16 protein-coding genes are annotated in these 17685 nt (G+C 70.9%); 1 reads left to right on the top strand and 15 read right to left on the bottom strand.

Features of this window, described 5'->3' with window-relative positions:
• Positions 1–7 precede the first annotated feature (7 nt).
• Positions 8–751, top strand: coding sequence for a DNA polymerase beta superfamily protein (locus OG331_RS37910; RefSeq protein WP_406205088.1), 744 nt, complete (start codon positions 8–10; stop codon positions 749–751).
• Here the strand turns inward: OG331_RS37910 and OG331_RS37905 are convergent.
• From OG331_RS37905 to OG331_RS37835, 15 genes are all read right to left on the bottom strand, one after another.
• Complete coding sequence (locus tag OG331_RS37905; RefSeq protein WP_406205085.1) at positions 677–1444, bottom strand: DNA polymerase beta superfamily protein; 768 nt, start codon at positions 1442–1444, stop codon at positions 677–679. The genes OG331_RS37910 and OG331_RS37905 overlap by 75 nt on opposite strands.
• 3 nt (positions 1445–1447) lie before the next feature.
• Positions 1448–2470: an ADP-ribosylglycohydrolase family protein gene (locus OG331_RS37900; RefSeq protein ID WP_406205082.1), complete on the bottom strand. Its 1023-nt coding sequence runs from the start codon at positions 2468–2470 to the stop codon at positions 1448–1450.
• A complete protein-coding gene (locus OG331_RS37895; RefSeq protein WP_406205080.1) occupies positions 2467–3183 on the bottom strand; it encodes an NUDIX hydrolase in 717 nt (238 codons plus the stop codon). The genes OG331_RS37900 and OG331_RS37895 overlap by 4 nt, the downstream gene beginning before the upstream one ends.
• A gap of 76 nt (positions 3184–3259) precedes the next feature.
• Positions 3260–4675 (bottom strand): MFS transporter, encoded by a 1416-nt coding sequence (locus OG331_RS37890; protein ID WP_406205077.1) that lies wholly within the window; start codon positions 4673–4675, stop codon positions 3260–3262.
• A gap of 53 nt (positions 4676–4728) precedes the next feature.
• Entirely contained in the window at positions 4729–5277 is a 549-nt protein-coding gene (locus OG331_RS37885) for a TIGR03086 family metal-binding protein (protein ID WP_406205075.1), read from the bottom strand.
• Positions 5274–6239: a sigma-70 family RNA polymerase sigma factor gene (locus tag OG331_RS37880; RefSeq protein ID WP_406205072.1), complete on the bottom strand. Its 966-nt coding sequence runs from the start codon at positions 6237–6239 to the stop codon at positions 5274–5276. Before OG331_RS37880 ends, OG331_RS37885 begins: the two co-directional genes overlap by 4 nt.
• Before the next feature lie 111 nt (positions 6240–6350).
• The gene (locus OG331_RS37875; RefSeq protein WP_406205069.1) at positions 6351–7472 is read right to left on the bottom strand and encodes a pseudouridine synthase; all 1122 of its coding nucleotides are present in this window, start codon (positions 7470–7472) and stop codon (positions 6351–6353) included.
• Positions 7472–8155: an SMC-Scp complex subunit ScpB gene (scpB, locus tag OG331_RS37870; protein ID WP_328882594.1), complete on the bottom strand. Its 684-nt coding sequence runs from the start codon at positions 8153–8155 to the stop codon at positions 7472–7474. Before scpB ends, OG331_RS37875 begins: the two co-directional genes overlap by 1 nt.
• Complete coding sequence (locus OG331_RS37865) at positions 8152–9228, bottom strand: segregation and condensation protein A (protein ID WP_406205066.1); 1077 nt, start codon at positions 9226–9228, stop codon at positions 8152–8154. Before OG331_RS37865 ends, scpB begins: the two co-directional genes overlap by 4 nt.
• Before the next feature lie 18 nt (positions 9229–9246).
• Positions 9247–9873: a hypothetical protein gene (locus OG331_RS37860; protein WP_365063208.1), complete on the bottom strand. Its 627-nt coding sequence runs from the start codon at positions 9871–9873 to the stop codon at positions 9247–9249.
• Entirely contained in the window at positions 9858–10994 is a 1137-nt protein-coding gene (locus OG331_RS37855; RefSeq protein WP_147996875.1) for a ParA family protein, read from the bottom strand. The genes OG331_RS37860 and OG331_RS37855 overlap by 16 nt, the downstream gene beginning before the upstream one ends.
• A gap of 399 nt (positions 10995–11393) precedes the next feature.
• Positions 11394–12518 carry an alanine dehydrogenase gene (ald, locus tag OG331_RS37850; RefSeq protein WP_406205062.1) on the bottom strand — a complete coding sequence of 375 codons (1125 nt, stop codon included), beginning with the start codon at positions 12516–12518 and terminating at the stop codon, positions 11394–11396.
• A 134-nt stretch (positions 12519–12652) separates the two neighbouring features.
• A complete protein-coding gene (locus OG331_RS37845; protein WP_406205059.1) occupies positions 12653–14740 on the bottom strand; it encodes a tetratricopeptide repeat protein in 2088 nt (695 codons plus the stop codon).
• Between the two features lie 191 nt (positions 14741–14931).
• Positions 14932–15558 (bottom strand): NUDIX domain-containing protein, encoded by a 627-nt coding sequence (locus OG331_RS37840; protein WP_406205056.1) that lies wholly within the window; start codon positions 15556–15558, stop codon positions 14932–14934.
• Positions 15559–15655: 97 nt separating this feature from the next.
• Positions 15656–17344: a CTP synthase gene (locus OG331_RS37835; protein WP_406210562.1), complete on the bottom strand. Its 1689-nt coding sequence runs from the start codon at positions 17342–17344 to the stop codon at positions 15656–15658.
• Positions 17345–17685: the final 341 nt, after the last annotated feature.

Here is a 17685-nt window from a genome sequence, read left to right as displayed (position 1 = left end):
CCGGGGAATGCGCCCCGAGACCCTGGTCCGCGACCACACGATCTATGCCTGTGTGATGGGCTCGCGCTCCTTCGGCCTGGCGACGGACGGCAGCGACACCGACCGCAGGGGTGTGTTCCTCGCCCCCACGCCGCTCTTCTGGCGCTTCGACAAGCCGCCGACGCACATCGACGGCCCGCTGGAGGAGCAGTTCAGCTGGGAACTGGAGCGCTTCTGCGAACTCGCCCTGCGCGCCAACCCGAACATCCTGGAGTGCCTGCACTCCCCGCTCGTGGAGCACGTCGACGACACGGGCCGCGAGCTCCTGGCCCTGCGCGAGGCGTTCCTGTCCCGCCAGGCCTTCGAGACGTTCACGCGCTACGCACTGGGCCAGCGCAAGAAGCTGGAGGCGGACGTCCGCTCCCACGGCGCCCCGCGCTGGAAACACGCGATGCACCTCCTCCGTCTCCTGACGAGCGCCCGCGGCCTGCTGCGCACCGGACGTCTGACGATCGACGTCGGTGACGATCGCGAGCCGCTGCTGGAGGTCAAGCGCGGCGAGGTCCCCTGGCCGGAGGTCGAGTCCCGGATGACCCGTCTGGCGAGGGAGGCGGAGGAAGCCGTCCACCACAGCCCGCTCCCGGCCGAGCCGGACCGCCGCCGGGTCGAGGACTTCCTGATCCGCGTCCGCCGCGCGTCAGCTCTCCAGCCGGGTCCGTACGACGAAGGTGTGCAGGGCGTCGTGGACGCTCGGGGCGTCGGGCAGGGCTGAGGCCGCCTGCGTCTCGTCGAGCAGACCGTGCAGCCGCTCGACGTCGGCCGCCACGCGCGCGTGGTCGACGTCGGCGGGCCCGTGCTCCTGCTCCGCCTTCGCCGCGATCAGCTCCGGCAGATAGCCGGGCGCCTGGGCCTGCGCGCCCGGGACGGTCTCCCCGACCAGCGTGGGCAGATGCGGCTGCACCTCACCGCTGCGCATCAGATGGATGCCGGTGAGCAGCACCCGGAAGGTGTAGAGCAGCGGCTTGAGCTCGCCGGTCTTCTCGAAGAGCCGCCACTGCGTGTTCGCGAAACCCCGGTAGTGATGGGCGTGGTGGCTGGTGAGGACGCCGGGTGCCAGCTCGGCCAGCTCACGGTGGGCGTCCGTGGTGTGCACGACGAGCGGCGAGAGCAGCTGCTCCAGCACATAGCCGTTGCGGCGCAGCATCAGCCTGACGAACTTGCGCAGGTCGTGCGTGACCAGGTCCATCTCGACGCCGTCCCGGACCCACATCCGTGACCGCGTCTCGTCCGGCTCCCGCAGCCCGACGAGGTCGGCGGCCGGCAGCAGATGCACGCCCCGCAGGTCGACGTCCGAGTCGCGGGACGGAAAGCCGTACAGATGCGCGCCGGAGACGGTCGCGAACAGCACCGGGTCGGGCTGCTCGGCGACGACGGGCGTGAGGTCGATGTCCAGGGCGTCGATCATCCGTCAAGCGTCCCAGAGCGCTCCGAGGGTCAGCAGATCACCCCGGTACTCGATCCGGTCCGCCCACTCGGTCGGCCAGGCGTCCGCGCCCAGATACGCGCCCGCGAAGGCCCCCGTCAGGCACGCGATCGAGTCCGAGTCGCCCGACGTACAGGCGGCCCGGCGCAGGCCCGTCAGTGGCTCGTCGACGAACCACAGGAAGCACAACAGGCCGCAGGCCATGGCTTCTTCGGCGATCCAGCCCTCGCCGGTGGCCAGGCACGGATCGGTCTCCGGCGAGACGGTCCGTACGGCGTCCTGAAGCCGGTCCAGGATCCCCAGGCACTCGTCCCAGCCTCGCGTGATGAAGTGCTCGGGGGTGGGGTCCTGGCTGCGGGTCCACAGGTCGCCGAGCCAGCGCTCGTGGTAGCGGGTGCGGTTCTCGTAGGCGTACGACCGCAGCAGCCCGACCAGTCCGGTCGGCTCGGCGCCCTGGGCGAGCAGGCGTACGGCGTGCGCGGTCAGGTCGGAGGCGGCGAGGGCTGTCGGGTGCCCGTGGGTGAGCGCGGACTGCAACTGGGCGGCGCCCGCGCGCTGTTCGTCACTGAGACCGGGGACGAGCCCGATCGGTGCCACGCGCATGTTGGCGCCGCAGCCCTTGGAGCCGATCCGGCTCGCGTCCTGCCAGGGCATGTCAGTGCGCTCCAGCAGGTCACAGGCCATGAGGCAGGTGTTGCCCGGAGCCCGGTTGTTCTCCGGGGACCGATTCCAGGCCACGAACTCCGCGCGTACCGGCTCCACCATCGCCTCGGGTCCGAGCACGCCCAGGTCCATCGCCGTCCGCAGCCCCTTGCCCAACGCCAGCGTCATCTGTGTGTCGTCGGTGACGATGGCCGGCGTCGGCAGCTCCATCTCGCGCCACGGCCCGCACTTGGCGAGGATCGACGGCACGTCGTTGAACTCGGTCGGGAAGCCGAGCGCGTCCCCGAGGGCGAGGCCGAGCAGGGAGCCGGTGGCGGCGCGCTTGCGGACGGTGGTCGTGGTCATGCGGGGCGTCCTTCCGGGGTGGGCCGCAGCAGGGGCGGGTGGAGGGTGGCGGCGGCACCGGCGCGGTACAGCGCGGCCGGTTTGCCACGGCCGCCGGTGAGCCGGGCGGCGCCGGGCACGGGCTCGACGAAGCCCGGCGTGGCGAGCACCTTGCGGCGGAAGTTGGGCCGGTCGAGGGCGGTGCCCCACACGGTCTCGTAGACCTGTTGCAGCTCGCCGAGCGTGAATTCGGGTGGGCAGAATGCCGTGCCGAGGTTGGAGTACTCGAGCTTGGCGCCGACGCGCTCATGGGCGTCGGCCAGGATCCGGTCGTGGTCGAAGGCGAGCGGACCTGCCGTGTCGTACGGCACCCAGCGTGCCTGCGCGGCGTCGCTGCCGCCGTGCGGTTCGGGCGGGTGCGGCAGCAGGGCGGCGAAGGCGACCGTCACGACCCGCATGCGGGGGTCGCGGTCGGGTTCGCTGTAGGTCCGCAGCTGCTCCAGGTGCAGTCCGGAGACGTCCGACAGGCCGGTCTCCTCGGCGAGTTCGCGCCGGGCGGCGGTCTCCGCCGACTCGTCCGGCTGCACGAACCCGCCGGGCAGCGCCCAGTGCCCCCGGTACGGCTCCTGCCCGCGCTCGACGAGCAGGACGTGCAGGACGCCGTCGCGGATGGTGAGGACGGCCAGGTCGGCGGTGACGGCGAAAGGTTCGTGGGCGTACTTGTCGTAGTCCATGCGAACCCACCCCCTTAATGGTCAGTACGACTATAAAGAGGGTGGGGTGAGTGCCGCAAGCCCTGACCGGGTATCGCTAGGCCCGCGCGCGGGAGGGCGCGAACGCCGCCACCCCCGCTCCCACGGCCGCCGCGGCCGCCGTCACCCACAGCGCCGCCCCGGCTCCGTCGATGAACGACTCCGGCGAGCCGTAGCCGCCGTACGTCGTGAACACGGCTGCGGCGATCGCGATCCCGAAGACGCCGCCCAGCTCGCGCAGCGCGTTGTTGACGCCGGCCGCGACGCCCGCGTCGCCCAGCGGGACGGACGAGGTCACGGCGTTGGCCACGCTCGGGAACACCATGGAGATGCCGACGCCCGCGACGATCAGCGGAACGACGAGGCTGCCGTATCCGACGCCGGGTTCGACCAGCCAGGCCAGCAGCGCGAGGCCCGTCGCCTGGAGCAGCAGGCCGCCCAGCATGAACGGCCGGGTCCCGAACCGGTCGGCGAGCGCTCCGGCGATCGGCGCGATCAGCAGCGGCGTGGCGTTCCAGACGAGGATCCGGACGCCCGCCTCCAGCGGGGAGTAGCCGAGGCCCAGCTGGAAGAGCTGCGTGATCATGAAGAGGGCGCCGAGCAGCGAGGCGAAGAGGAGGAAGGCGGAGGCGTTGGCGGTCGAGAAGCCGCGCCGCCGGAAGTGGGACAGCGGCAGCATCGGACAGCGGGCGCCGTTCTTCTCCCAGCCCAGGAAGGCCGCGACGAACACGACCCCGACGGCCAGCGCGGCCAGTACCTCGGCGCTCCCCCAGCCCGCCTCGGGCGCCCGCACCGGTGCCCAGGCGAGGCCCGTGAGACCCACGGCCGCCAGCACCAGCCCGACGAGGTCGAGTTGGGGGCGGGTGCCGTGGCTCTCGCCCAGCTTGCGGGCGGCGAGGGGGATCATGGCCAGCCCGATGGGCACGTTCAGCCAGAAGATCCACTGCCACGACAGGCCCTCGGTGACGGCCCCGCCCAGCACCGGCCCGGCGGCCACGCCGAGTCCGGTCACGCCGCCCCACATGCCGATGGCGACGCCCCGCTTCTCGGCCGGGAACGCCTCGCTGATCAGGGTCAGGGTGAGCGGCAGCAGTACGGCGGCCCCCGCGCCCTGCAGCAGGCGCGCGCCGATGAGCTGGCCCGGGCCCGAGGCGAGGGCCGCCGCGGCCGAGGCGAGCGTGAAGACGGCGAGGCCCACGACGTACATCCGCCGCCGTCCGAACCGGTCGCCCAGCGCGGCGCCGGTCAGGGTGAGACAGGCGAAGACGAGGTTGTAGGCGTTGATCGTCCACTCCAGCTCGGACAGGCTCGCCCCGAAGTCGGCCTGCAGCGCGGGCAGCGCGGTGGCGACGACCACGACGTCGAGCGAGCACAGCAGCGCGCCGAGCCCGGCGAGGGCGACGGTCCAGCCGCGGCGCGTGGGCGCCTGTGCGGCGGATGCCGGCAGGAGAGGGGCTTTCAGCGTCTCGGTCATGACGATGCCTTCCGTGAGATCACTACGGGTCACTCACGGAAGGCAGACCCGGCTCACTCCGGAAAGGAATCGCGGCGGCCCAGGAAGGCCAGCAGCCGGACGTCGGCACACGCGCGTGGCGGCACCTCGACCCGCGCGCCGAACCGCACGCCCCGGTCCTCCTCGGCGACCACACAGCGGGCGATGCTCAGCAGCTCGGCCGCGAGCGCGCGCGGGATGGGCCTGGGCCGGCCGCAGGCCTGGGCGACGTCCCACCCGTGCACGGCGATCTCGACGGCGCCCACGGCTGCCATCACCCTTACGTCCAGCGGCCGTTCACCGACCAGGACACGCTCCTCGGCGGGCCCGGCCGACCAGGCGCCGAGCACCGCGCACGCGCGCGTGCGGAAGCCGCAGGCCCGGTCGGCACGCGGGATCAGCCCGATCCGCCCGCCGGTCAGGCCCTCGTACAGCGCGTCCAGTGAGTCGTCGAGATGCCCGAGCAGCTCCCCGAGGTCCCATTCGGCGCAGGGCGTCCCGCGCGTCAGGCTCGCGGACTCGGACCCGGCGACGCTGCCCAGCGCGTAGGCGAGCGAACGCTCCAGCAGCTCCCCGGAGTTCATGACAGCTCCTCGGGCAGCCCGAAGCGGTCCAGCAGGTCCGCCGGGTCGAGGAAGGCCGTGATCCGGGCCAGGAGCCCCTTCCGCACCGTGAGCACCTGCAGGGAGTGCGCCCGCAGGACGTCGTCCTCCCCGCGGACGTACATCGCCACCGCCGGCTGCCCGTTCGCACGCGTGCGCAGCATCCGCAGGGTGCCCTTCTCGTGAACACGCGCGTGCAGGAACCGCAGCACGTCCTTCGTGCCGCTGTACCACTCCAGGAAGGGCGGCATCTCCAGCTCGACGCCGTCCTTGAGGAGCCCGATCAGCGAGTCCACGTCGGCGTTCTCGAAGGCGGCCACGTACCGGTCGAGCACCGCGCGGTCGGTGGCGCCCTCGGGTTCCTCGACGAGGTCCTCGTCGGGAGCCACCTCGTCGAGGCGGGCACGCGCGCGCTGGAGGCTGCTCTTCACCGCCGCCGTCGACGTGCCGAGCAGCGCCGCCACCTCGGGCGCCCGCCAGGCCAGCACGTCCCGCAGGATGAGGACGGCCCGCTGCCGCGCGGGCAGCTGCTGAAGGGCCGCGACCAGGGCGAGGCGCAGACTTCCCCGCGCGGCGACGACGCCCGCCGGGTCGACCAGCGCGTCGGGCAGCGGCTGGAGCCACGGAACGTCCGTCACAGGGGCCCTCAGCGGCTCCTCGGGCTCCTCTGCGGGCCCGCCGAGCCCCGAGGGCAGCGGACGGCGGGCCCGGCCCTCCAGCGCCGTCAGACACGTGTTGGTGGCGATCCGGTGCAGCCACGTCCGCAGGGACGCCCGGCCCTCGAAGCCGTCGTAGGACCGCCAGGCCCGCAGATACGTCTCCTGCACCAGGTCCTCGGCCTCGTCGACCGACCCCAGCATCCGGTAGCAGTGCGCGAGCAGCTCCCGCCGGTACGGGTCGGTCAGCCGGTCGAACTCGTCACGGTCCGCAGTGGTCGTACTCATCCCCGCTCCCTCCGTCACCGATACAGACCGGCGGAGCGGCGAAAACGAATCGGCCGGCCCCGGAGCACATCCGGAACCGGCCGATTCGCACGCGTGGGACCGGGATCCGGCCTACAGGTCGACTTCCTTCATCAGCATGCCGACCTCGGTGTTCGACAGCCGCCGCAGCCAGCCCGACTTCTGGTCGCCCAGCGTGATCGGCCCGAAGGCGACCCGCACCAGCTTGTCGACCGGGAAGCCCGCCTCGGCGAGCATGCGGCGCACGATGTGCTTGCGGCCCTCGTGCAGGGTGACCTCGACCAGGTAGTTCTTGCCGGTCTGCTCGACGACCCGGAAGTGGTCCGCGCGCGCGTACCCGTCCTCCAGCTGGATGCCGTCCTTGAGCTGCTTGCCCAGGTCGCGCGGGATCGGGCCGACGATGTGCGCGAGGTAGACCTTCTTCACGCCGTACCTGGGGTGGGTCAGCCGGTGCGCCAGCTCGCCGTGGTTGGTGAGCAGGATGACGCCCTCGGTCTCGGTGTCGAGCCGCCCGACGTGGAAGAGCCGCGTCTCCCGGTTGGTGACGTAGTCACCGAGGCACTGCCGGCCCTCGTTGTCCTCCATCGTCGAGACGACACCGGCGGGCTTGTTCAGCGAGAAGAACTGGTACGACTGCGTCGCGACCGTCAGGCCGTCGACCTTGACCTCGTCCTTCTCCGTGTCGACGCGCTTGCCCTGCTCGAGGACGATCTCGCCGTTGACCTCGACCCGGGCCTGCTCGATCAGCTCCTCGCAGGCACGCCGCGAGCCGTAGCCCGCACGCGCGAGGATCTTCTGCAGCCGCTCGCCCTCCTGCTCGGCGCCAGGGAAGGTCTTGGGCAGCTTGACGTCCTTCTTGCCGGCGTAGCGCTCACGGTTGCGCTCCTCGGCCCGCGCGTCGTACTCGCGCGAACTCGCCGGAGCCGTACGGCCGCGCCCGGTGCCCTGGCCCTGCTTGGGACCGCCCTTGGCGCCGCCGCGCGCAGAGGCGCCGCGCCCCGACTTCGGGCCGTCCTGGGTGGCGCCGGGGCCTACGTCGTAGCGCCGCTCCTCCGGGCGCGGCCTCTTCGGCCGGCCGCCCTGCTTGTCGTCGCGGTTGGTCCCGGCGCCGCGGTTGGTACCGCGGCCACCGCTGCTTCCGCCGCGGCCGCCGCTGTTGCCACCACGGCTCCCGCCGTTGTTTCCGCTGCTGTTCCTGCCGCTGCTGCTTCGCATCAAAGTTCCGTCTGGTCGTCTACGTCGTCGGTGCCCCGGGGTGCCGGGACGCCCGGACCGTCATCGGGAGCGTCCGGGTCGAACGACGGAACGCCTTCCTGGGTCTCGGCCTCGATCGCCTCCGCCTCCGGGAGGAAGGGCGCGAGCTCCGGGAGCTCGTCCAGACCGCGCAGGCCCATCCGCTCCAGGAAGTAGTTCGTCGTCCTGTACAGGATCGCACCTGTTTCGGGTTCCGTGCCCGCCTCCTCGACCAGCCCACGCTGCAGGAGGGTGCGCATCACACCGTCACAGTTCACTCCGCGCACGGCCGAGACCCGGCTACGGCTGACCGGCTGGCGGTATGCGACGACCGCGAGCGTCTCCAGCGCAGCCTGCGTGAGCCGGGCCGTCTGGCCGTCGAGCACCAGCCGTTCGACGGCGGCCGCATACTCGGCGCGGGTGTAGAAACGCCAGCCGCCGGCCACGAACCGCAGCTCGAAGCCACGGCCCTGCACGGCGTACTCGTCGGCCAGCTCCCGCAGAGCGTCGGCAATCTTCCGACGGGGCCGCTCCAGTAGCTTTGCGAGGCGCTCCTCGGTCGCGGGCTCGTCCACGACCATGAGCATCGCCTCCAGGGCGGGCTTCAGGTCGAGGTCCGCGACGCCGCGCAACCCGGCCGGAAGCTCGGTGGTCTCCTCACTCACGCCTTCTTCTCCTCCTTGGGCGGCTCGGGCGGCCGGTCGAACTCGTCGGTCACCAGGGGCTCCCCGTCCCCTGCCCCACCGGTCCACCGCACGATGAGCTCGCCGAGAGCGATCTCCTGGTCGAGGGCGACGGCCTTCTCGCGATAAAGCTCCAGCAGAGCCAGGAATCGCGCTACGACGGTGAGGGTGTCGTCGGTGTCCTCGACCAGGGCACGGAAGCTGGCCTCGCCGAGCTCCTTCAGCCGCGCGACGACGATCCCCGCCTGCTCCTGCACGCTGACGAGCGGCGCGTGGATGTGATCGACGTACACCTGCGGCTTGGGCTTGGGCTGCATCGCCTTGACCGCGAGCCTGGCGAATCCTTCCGCCCCGATGCTGATGACGACCTCGGGCAACAGCTCGGCGTGCTGCGGCTCCAGCCCGACGGTCCGCGGATAGCGCCGGGCCTCGTCGTCCAGCCGCCGGCTGAAGATGTCGGCGATCTGCTTGTACGCCCGGTACTGCAGCAGCCGCGCGAACAGCAGATCCCGCGCCTCCAGCAACGCGAGGTCGGCCTCGTCCTCCACCTCGGCGGCAGGCAGCAGCCGCGCCGCCTTGAGGTCGAGCAGGGTCGCCGCGACGACCAGGAACTCGGTCGTCTCGTCGAGATCCCAGTCCGGCCCCATCGCCTTGATGTGCCCCATGAACTCATCGGTCACCTTGGACAACGCCACTTCGGTGACATCGAGCTTGTGCTTGGAGATCAACTGGAGCAGGAGGTCGAAGGGGCCCTCGAAGTTGGAGAGCCGGACCTTGAAGACGCCGTCGTCGGGTTCCTGGCGGTCGGGGGGTGCTTCCGCGGGTTCGGCAGCAGGCGGCACTCCGCCATCACCACCCCCGTCGTGCCCACCGGCCGGAGCCGAAGACTCGGCCTCAGGCGATGACTCGCTCTCCGCCGCGGGCGGAGCAGGCACCGCCTGCGCAGGAGGTGACAGAACCGGCTCGACCCACGGAGCGCCCGGCCCCCGGCCCAGCGCACGCCGACGACCGCCGGATGCACCGGGACCGGTGGCGGGAACGTCGTTCGAGGTCATAGCCCCCGCAGGCTACCGCTACCGCCCGCGAAGCCGTCGTACCAGGATGCTGGCGTCTCCGCGGCTCTCCAGATCCGCGAGCACCACGGCCACCGCCTCGCGGACGATCCGCCCGCGGTCGACGGCCAGCCCGTGCTCACCGCGGAGCACCAGACGCGCGTGCTCCAGATCCATGAGTTCCTCGGCGGAGACGTACACGGTGATCTTCTCGTCGTGCCGCTCGCGACCACTGGGCCGGCGCGAGGCCTGCCGTCCACGCTTGCGCGGCGCGGCGGAGGCGGCGGCAGAAGCAGCCGCACCGGACGCGGTGGAACCGCCCACGGCATTCGCGGACGCCCCGGCAGAACCTTCCTGCGCCCCCTGCCGCCGAGCGGAGCGCTCCGCGGCGGCAGCCCGGCTGCGCGACTCACCGGCATCGACGGACTCGGCGTCGGCCGCCACATGCTCCGCGCCGTCACCGTCTCCGCCCTGCGCGGGCACCGACTGCGGCACGTCCTCGGCGGCGGCGTTGTCGCTCTCCCCCGCGGGAGCCGGCACCCGGGCCTCGCCGTTGGCCGGGCGCCGGGGAGTGGACGGCTGGAGCGCCATACCCCCTGTCGTACGGAACAGTTCGTCGGCCCCCGGCAGACTCACTCGGCGTGACACCGGGCGAGCACCTCCCTGGCGAGCTGACGATAGGCGGCGGCGCCGACCGAGTTGGACGCGTACGTGGTGATCGGCTCACCGGCGACCGTGGTCTCCGGGAAGCGGACCGTGCGCCCGATGACCGTGTGGTAGACGTGATCGTCGAACGCCTCGACCACACGGGCCAGGACCTCGCGGCTGTGGACCGTGCGCGAGTCGTACATCGTGGCGAGGATCCCGTCGAGCTCCAGCTCGGGGTTGAGCCGCTCCTGGACCTTCTCGATGGTCTCCGTCAGCAGTGCGACACCGCGCAGGGCGAAGAACTCGCACTCCAGGGGCACGATCACCTTGTGGGCGGCCGTCAGCGCGTTCACCGTGAGCAGGCCCAGCGAGGGCTGACAGTCGATCACGATGAAGTCGTAGTCCGGCAGCAGGGGCTTCAGGGCGCGCTGGAGTGTCGACTCGCGCGCGACCTCGCTCACCAGCTGCACCTCGGCGGCCGACAGGTCGATGTTGCTCGGGAGCAGGTCCATGTTCGGGACCGCTGTCTTCAGGAGCACCTCGTCGGCCGACATGCCCCGCTCCATGAGCAGGTTGTAGACCGTGAGGTCGAGCTCCATCGGATTGACGCCGAGGCCGACCGAGAGCGCGCCCTGTGGGTCGAAGTCGACGAGCAGGACCCGGCGTCCGTATTCCGCGAGCGCGGCACCCAGGTTGATGGTCGACGTGGTCTTGCCGACGCCGCCCTTCTGGTTGCACATCGCGATGATCTTCGCGGGGCCGTGGTCGGTCAGTGGACCCGGGATCGGGAAGTACGGCAGCGGACGCCCGGTCGGACCGACGCGCTCGCGGCGCTGGCGGGCAGCGTCGGGCGCGAGCGTGGCCGCGTACTCGGGGTCGGGCTCGTACTCCGCGTCGGGGTCGTAGAAGTGCCCGTCGGGCAGTTCGTCGTAGACGGCGAATTGGTTGTGGGGCGCGCCACTTCCGTCGCCGGCCATGGCGTTCACGTGATGGCCATCCATGCTCTGGTGTGCTGTCTGAGTCAACCCTGAGATCTGGTGACTCTGGTGGGCTGCGAAGGTGCGCACCGCAACGGAGCCGACAGCCTCGAATCCCGCGGGACCCTGGTCCCGTACCGGCATTCCTGGTTGACCACCCCCGGGAGAAAATGTCGACTCATTCACAAGTCGTCTTACCTCCTTGGTGACCAGGAAACTTCTAGACAGGTCAGCGTGGCACCATGCCGACAGTCGGCGACTCTATGGCGTGTCGGCGGTCCGCAGCAACACAATCCGCCGGACCGGGCAGATGTGTCGACAATGAAACATCCCGCTGTCAAGGGCGTACGGCCGTCGCACAGCAGGTTTCACCGGTGTGCGAATCGGTCGAAGGGTTGCGTTCGAGGCGAGTTGACCGAGAGTCGCAAAGTGACCATACACACATCCGGCCGGACCTTTTCGGGCAAGGTCCGGCCGGGTGCGTTCGGTTGACGACTCGTGTTGACGTATCGCCTTTACCAGAAAGTGACTTAACCGATCGGCTCAGCCGAGCAGCGAGGCGAGCTCGACGTGCTCCAGGCCGTGCGCCTCCGCGACCTGCCGGTAAACCACCTTGCCGTCATGCGTGTTGAGGCCCCTGGCCAGCGCGGGGTCACGGCGCAGCGCCTCGACCCAGCCGTGGTTGGCCAGTTCGATGATGTACGGCAGCGTGGCGTTGGTCAGCGCGTAGGTGGAGGTGTTGGGCACCGCGCCGGGCATGTTGGCGACGCAGTAGAAGACCGAGTTGTGGACCGGGAAGGTCGGCTCGGCGTGCGTGGTGGGACGCGAGTCCTCGAAGCAGCCGCCCTGGTCGATCGCGATGTCGACAAGAACACTTCCGGGCTTCATCCGCGAGACCAGCTCGTTGGTGACCAGCTTCGGGGCCTTGGCGCCCGGGATGAGGACGGCACCGATGACGAGGTCGGCCTCGAGGCAGGCCTTCTCCAGCTCGAAGGCGTTGGAGACGACGGTCTGGATCTTCGTACCGAAGACCTTGTCCGCCTCCTTGAGCTTGTTGATGTCCTTGTCGAGCAGGGTCACGTGGAAGCCCATGCCGATGGCGATCTGCGCGGCGTTCCAGCCGGAGACACCGCCGCCGATGACGACGGCCTTGCCGGACAGCACGCCGGGGACACCGCCGGGCAGGACACCGCGGCCGCCGTTCGCGGCCATCAGGTGGTAGGCGCCGACCTGCGGGGCGAGGCGGCCCGCGACCTCGGACATGGGGGCGAGCAGCGGCAGGGCGCGGGTGGGCAGCTCGACCGTCTCGTAGGCGATCGCCGTGGTGCCGGACTCGATGAGCGCGTCCGTGCACTCCTTGGAGGCGGCCAGGTGCAGGTAGGTGAAGAGCGTCTGGTCCTTGCGGAGGCGGTGGTACTCCTCGGCGATGGGCTCCTTGACCTTCAGCAGCAGGTCGGCGGCGGCCCACACGTCGTCGGCGGTCGGAAGGATCTGGGCGCCTGCGGAGACGTACTCGCTGTCCGGGATCGACGAGCCGACACCGGCGCCCTGCTCGATGACGACCTGGTGGCCGTGGCGCACCAGCTCGTGCACGCCTGCGGGGGTGATGGCCACCCGGAACTCGTTGTTCTTGACCTCGCGGGGGATGCCGACCTTCACGTCGATCACGGTCCTTGGCTCAGAGGGTGTGGGGCATTACATGACATACCCAGGCATGCGGGGGCACACCGGGAGACACCGCAGAGAAGGTGCGGCAGAGCCAGTCTAATGAAGGCGTTCTCGCTGTCTAGCCTTTCATTGCATCAATCTTCTTCGGATGCACTACGGATTTCGCAGGCGTCAGTGTCGTCTTCCGACTCGAAACCATCTTGTCCGGGCTCAGACTCGGCCGCATCGGACTCCTCAGGCTCCTCTCCCAGCATCCGCTCGGCGGCGCCTCGGTGCAGCTGCGCCGCCGACGGATCGCCGAGGTGCTCCAGCGTGTCGGCGAGCCGCAGATGCAGCGCGCCCTGCAGCCGTACGTCCTCGGCGCGCCGCGCCCACTCCACCGCTTCCTGGCAGGTGCGCAACGAATCCTCGGGCCGGCCGGCGTACTCCTGGACCCGCGCCAGCTCGCTCAACGCCCGGGCGTGACCGGCGACATCGCCGTTCCTGCGGTGCCCGGTGACCGCGGACCGCCAGTTGCGCAGCGCGTCGCCGTACCGGCCCGCGTAGGTGTGCGCCTCGGCGATACGGCCGTACAGCCGGGCGGCGTCCGCCCGCTCGCCCCGGGCCAGCCGCTCGGCCAGCGCGCGGCCGAACCAGTCGGCCGCCCGGTCGTAGTCCCCGAGCTCCAGATGGGCGCCGCCTACGGATTCCATCGCGCGGCCGGTCGCATACGGGTCATTCGCTTCCCACCCGGCGTCCAGCGCGGCCCGGAACCGCACCAGTGCCTCCCGGGTACGCCCCGTCCGGGCGTCGAGATCGCCCAGATTCAGCAGGGCCGCGGCCTTCTCGCGGGGCAGCTGCCGCCGCTCGGCCACGTCGAGGACCAGGGCGTGGATGTCGTACAGGTCACCCGCGGCCGCCTGGGTGCCGAAGTGCGCGGCCATCGCCCTGACCAGCTGGGACATCAGGCGCCTGGCGAGCGTGTCCAGCTCCCCGTCGGCGACCGCGGCCCGGGCCGCGGCCAGCAGGGCGGGCCTGCGGATGCTGAGCCACTCGGCGGCTGCCCGGGGGTTGGGGAAGCGCAGGGCGCGGGGCATGCCGAGGAGCTTCTGCCGGGTCTCGGGGTTGTCGGTCTCGGTGATCGCGCGGCAGGACTGCAGCAGCCGTACGGTCCGCTCCAGCATGCGGGCGCGGGCGAGCTGCAGCTCGGCGGGCCGGTCCTGGGTCTCGGTGAGGGCCCGCAGAAGCCGGTGCAGACAGGTCGGGACCTCGTACTGCGGCAGCGGCGAGTCGACGACCTGCAGCAGGCCGAGGGCGACGAGGTCGTCCAGGGTGGTGTGGGCCCCGTCCACCGAGGAGCCGGCGAGCGCGGATGCGGTGTGCGGGTCGACGAGGCCGCCGGGGGCCAGCGAGAGCAGCCGCAGTATCCGGGCGGCCGGGGTCGGCAGGCCCGCGTAGGCGAGGCGGAAGACCCTGCCGAGCGGTGTGCCGTCCTCGCCCTCGGCGTGCAGCTGTTTGGCGAGGTCGGCGACGGCCGCCTTGGGCCGGGCCGCGAGCCAGCCGCCGGCCAGCATCAGGGCGGCCGGCTGGCCCTGGCACACCTCCACGAGGTCCTCGGCGGCCCGTGGGTCGACGGTGATGCGCACGGAGCCGGCGTGCCGGGACAGCAGCTCCACGGCCGACTTGGTGTCGAGGCCACCGAGCGTGCAGGGCCGCACGTCCGAGATCCCGGTCAGCGGGCCGCCCGAGACCGCGACAGCCAGGCACTCCGGGGTGTCCGGCAGCAGGGCGTCGACCTGCTCGGCGCGGGCCGCGTCGTCGAGCAGCAGCAGGACCCGGCGGTCGGCCAGGGTCTTTCGGAGCACCGCCGTGAGGTCGTCCTCGGCGGCACCGGCCGGTGCCGGCCGGTCCAGGGCGGTGAGCAGCTCACGGGCTGTGCGCGCGACCGGGACGGGGGTGCCGTCGGGTTCGCTGAGGCGGGCCCGCAGGACGCCGTCGCCGTAACGGTCCGCCACCTGCCGTACGAGTTCCTCGGCGAGCGCCGTGCGCCCCGAGCCGGGGCGGCCCGCGATGAGCAGTACGCGCGCGCGTGGCGCCTTGCGGCCGGAGAGGGTGTCGAGTCCCGCGCGCTCGATGTCGGCGAGGAGTTCCTTCAACTCGCGTGTACGGCCCAGGAATTGGCGCCCGGCGGAAGCATGTGGCAACGCCTGGACGCCGCCTGTGTCCACGACCTGATCCGTCACGGGCCACACTCCCGTCCCACGCACGCGCAAGCCCGCCGGGACTCCGGTTCGGGCGTAATCAGAGCCTAGTTCACGCTCTGCTACGTTCCGGGCGGAGCGTGGCGGGCACGGCGAGGACGTCCCTCGATCGGATCAGCCGATCTTCACACCGAAAGCGGGTCGGTTCCCTCAGGACTTGCAGTCGTGGTCGCTCAGGACTCGAAGGGGCGCGCCGGCCAGGGCGCCTCCGCCGGGCGCAGGGCGTCGAGCCCGTCGCCGTTACGGGCGGCGACCAGCGACAGCACGCCCACGACGAGGCAGTTGTTGTGCACGTCGCCCGCGAGGACACCCCGGACCAGCTCGTCGACCGGCACGCGCGCGTGCTCCATGTCGGCCTCCTCGTCCTCCACCTCGAAGCGCTCGCCGTCGGCCTCGGACAGATCACGGGCGAGGAAGATCCGTACGGCCTCGTCGCAGCCGCCGGGGGTGGTGTAGACGTCGGTCAGCACCCGCCAGTCCTCGGCCTTGACGTGGGCCTCCTCGTACAGCTCGCGCTGGGCGGCGTGCAGCGGGTTCTCGCCGGGGATGTCGAGCAGGCCGGCCGGGATCTCCCACAGCTTCTGCCGCACCGGGTGGCGGTACTGCTTGATGAGCAGGACACGGTCCTCGGCGTCCAGGGCGAGGACCGCCACGGAGCCCGGGTGGACCTGGTAGTCGCGGCGGACGACCGAGCCGCCGGGCATGACCACGTCGTCCGTGCGGACGGAGGTCTTGTTGCCCACGAAGGGGGTGTCCGTCGCCCGGATCTCCCACTCCTGCGGGGTGTCCTTGATCGTCATGCCCTGCCCTTCCACACGCTTTCAAAAAGACCCGCCAAAGAAAACCGGGGTGCGAACCTTTGAAGGTTTGCACCCCGGCCACCGTACAACTCTCGTGTCAGTCCGAATTCTTGCCGACGCCCTCGGCCTGCTGGCGTTCGACGGCCGCCTTCACGAGGCCGGCGAACAGCGGGTGCGGGCGCGTCGGGCGCGAGCGCAGCTCGGGGTGGGCCTGCGTGGCCACCAGGTAAGGGTGGACCTCGCGCGGGTACTCCACGTACTCGACGAGCTTGCCGTCCGGCGACGTGCCGGAGAACAGGATGCCCGCCTTCTTCTCCAGCTCCGCCCGGTAGGCGTTGTTCACCTCGTACCGGTGACGGTGCCGCTCCTCGACGTACTCCTTGCCGTCGTACACCTCGCGCACGATCGAGCCCTCGGCCAGCTTGGCCGGGTACATGCCGAGGCGCATGGTGCCGCCCATGTCACCCTCACCGGCGACGATGTCGAGCTGCTCGGCCATGGTGGAGATCACCGGGTGGGAGGTCGCCGGGTCGAACTCGGTGGAGTTGGCGTCGCCGATGTCGGCGAGGTTGCGGGCCGCCTCGACCACGATGCACTGCAGGCCCAGGCACAGGCCGAGCAGCGGGATCCGGTTCTCGCGGGCGTACTTGATGGCACCGACCTTGCCGAGCACACCGCGGTCGCCGAAGCCGCCGGGGATGCAGATGCCGTCCACGTCGGCGAGCTGCTGCTGGGCGCCTGCCGGGGTCTTGCAGTCGTCGGACGTGACCCACTTGATCTTCACGCGGGCCTTGTTGGCGAAGCCGCCGGCGCGCAGCGCCTCGGTCACCGACAGGTAGGCGTCGGGCAGGTCGATGTACTTGCCGACCAGCGCGAGGGTGATCTCGTGGTCGGGGTTGTGGACGCGGTCGAGCAGGTCGTCCCAGGTCGTCCAGTCCACGTCGCGGAACGGCAGGTCCAGCTTTCGGACGACATAGGCGTCCAGGCCCTCGCCGTGCACGGTCTTCGGGATGTCGTAGATGGAGCGGGCGTCGGGGCAGGCGACCACGGCCGCCTCGTCGACGTCGCACATCAGCGAGATCTTCCGCTTGATCGCGGTCGGCACCTCGCGGTCGCAGCGCAGCACGATCGCATCTGGCTGAATACCGATGTTCCGCAGCGCCGCAACCGAGTGCTGGGTCGGCTTCGTCTTCAGCTCTCCCGAGGGGCCGATGTACGGCAGGAGCGAGATGTGGACGACGAAGACGTTGTCACGACCGACCTCGTGACGGACCTGGCGGACGGTCTCCAGGAACGGCAGCGACTCGATGTCGCCGACCGTGCCGCCGACCTCCGTGATGACGACGTCGACCTCGTCCGTCGCCATGCGGCGGATGCGGTGCTTGATCTCGTTGGTGATGTGCGGGATGACCTGCACGGTGTCGCCCAGGTACTCGCCGCGCCGCTCCTTGGCGATCACGGTCGAGTACACCTGGCCGGTGGTGACGTTGGCGGAGCCGTCCAGGTTGCGGTCGAGGAACCGCTCGTAGTGGCCGATGTCCAGGTCGGTCTCGGCGCCGTCGTTGGTGACGAACACCTCGCCGTGCTGGAAGGGGTTCATCGTGCCAGGGTCGACATTGAGGTACGGGTCCAGCTTCTGCATGACCACCCGCAGGCCTCGTGCCTTGAGCAGCATTCCGAGGCTGGAGGCCGTCAGGCCCTTGCCGAGCGAGGAGGCGACACCCCCGGTGACGAAGATGTGCTTGGTCGTCGTGGCTGCGTTGTGTCGAAAAGCAGCGGGCGGCATGGCCAAGAGGGGGCTCCCGTGGTCGCGATCTTGAAGTGCGGTTCGGGGGTCTTTGACGCCCACCGGTCCACGGGCTACCAGGGTATCAGCGACCGAGACCGATGGCTTCCGGCCACGCTCCGCACACGAGTCACCACGAACCTGCACAGGTGTCGCGGTTTCTCACCCGTTGCTCACCCGTTCGGCCGACCCGGGTTGCCCGGAGCGGCACGCAGATCATCTACGTGCGTCGTATCCTGCTCGGACATTCGCTGCCGAGCCCGGCCGGCAACACGGCACCACCCCTCGCCCGTAACCACCGGAACAACGAGAGCTCGTCAGTTCGTTGAGCAGAGATTGTC

Source organism: Streptomyces sp. NBC_01017, assembly GCF_045162795.1.
Taxonomy (GTDB): Bacteria; Actinomycetota; Actinomycetes; order Streptomycetales; family Streptomycetaceae; genus Streptomyces; species Streptomyces machairae.
This window is presented reverse-complemented; position numbering and strand designations above follow the sequence as displayed.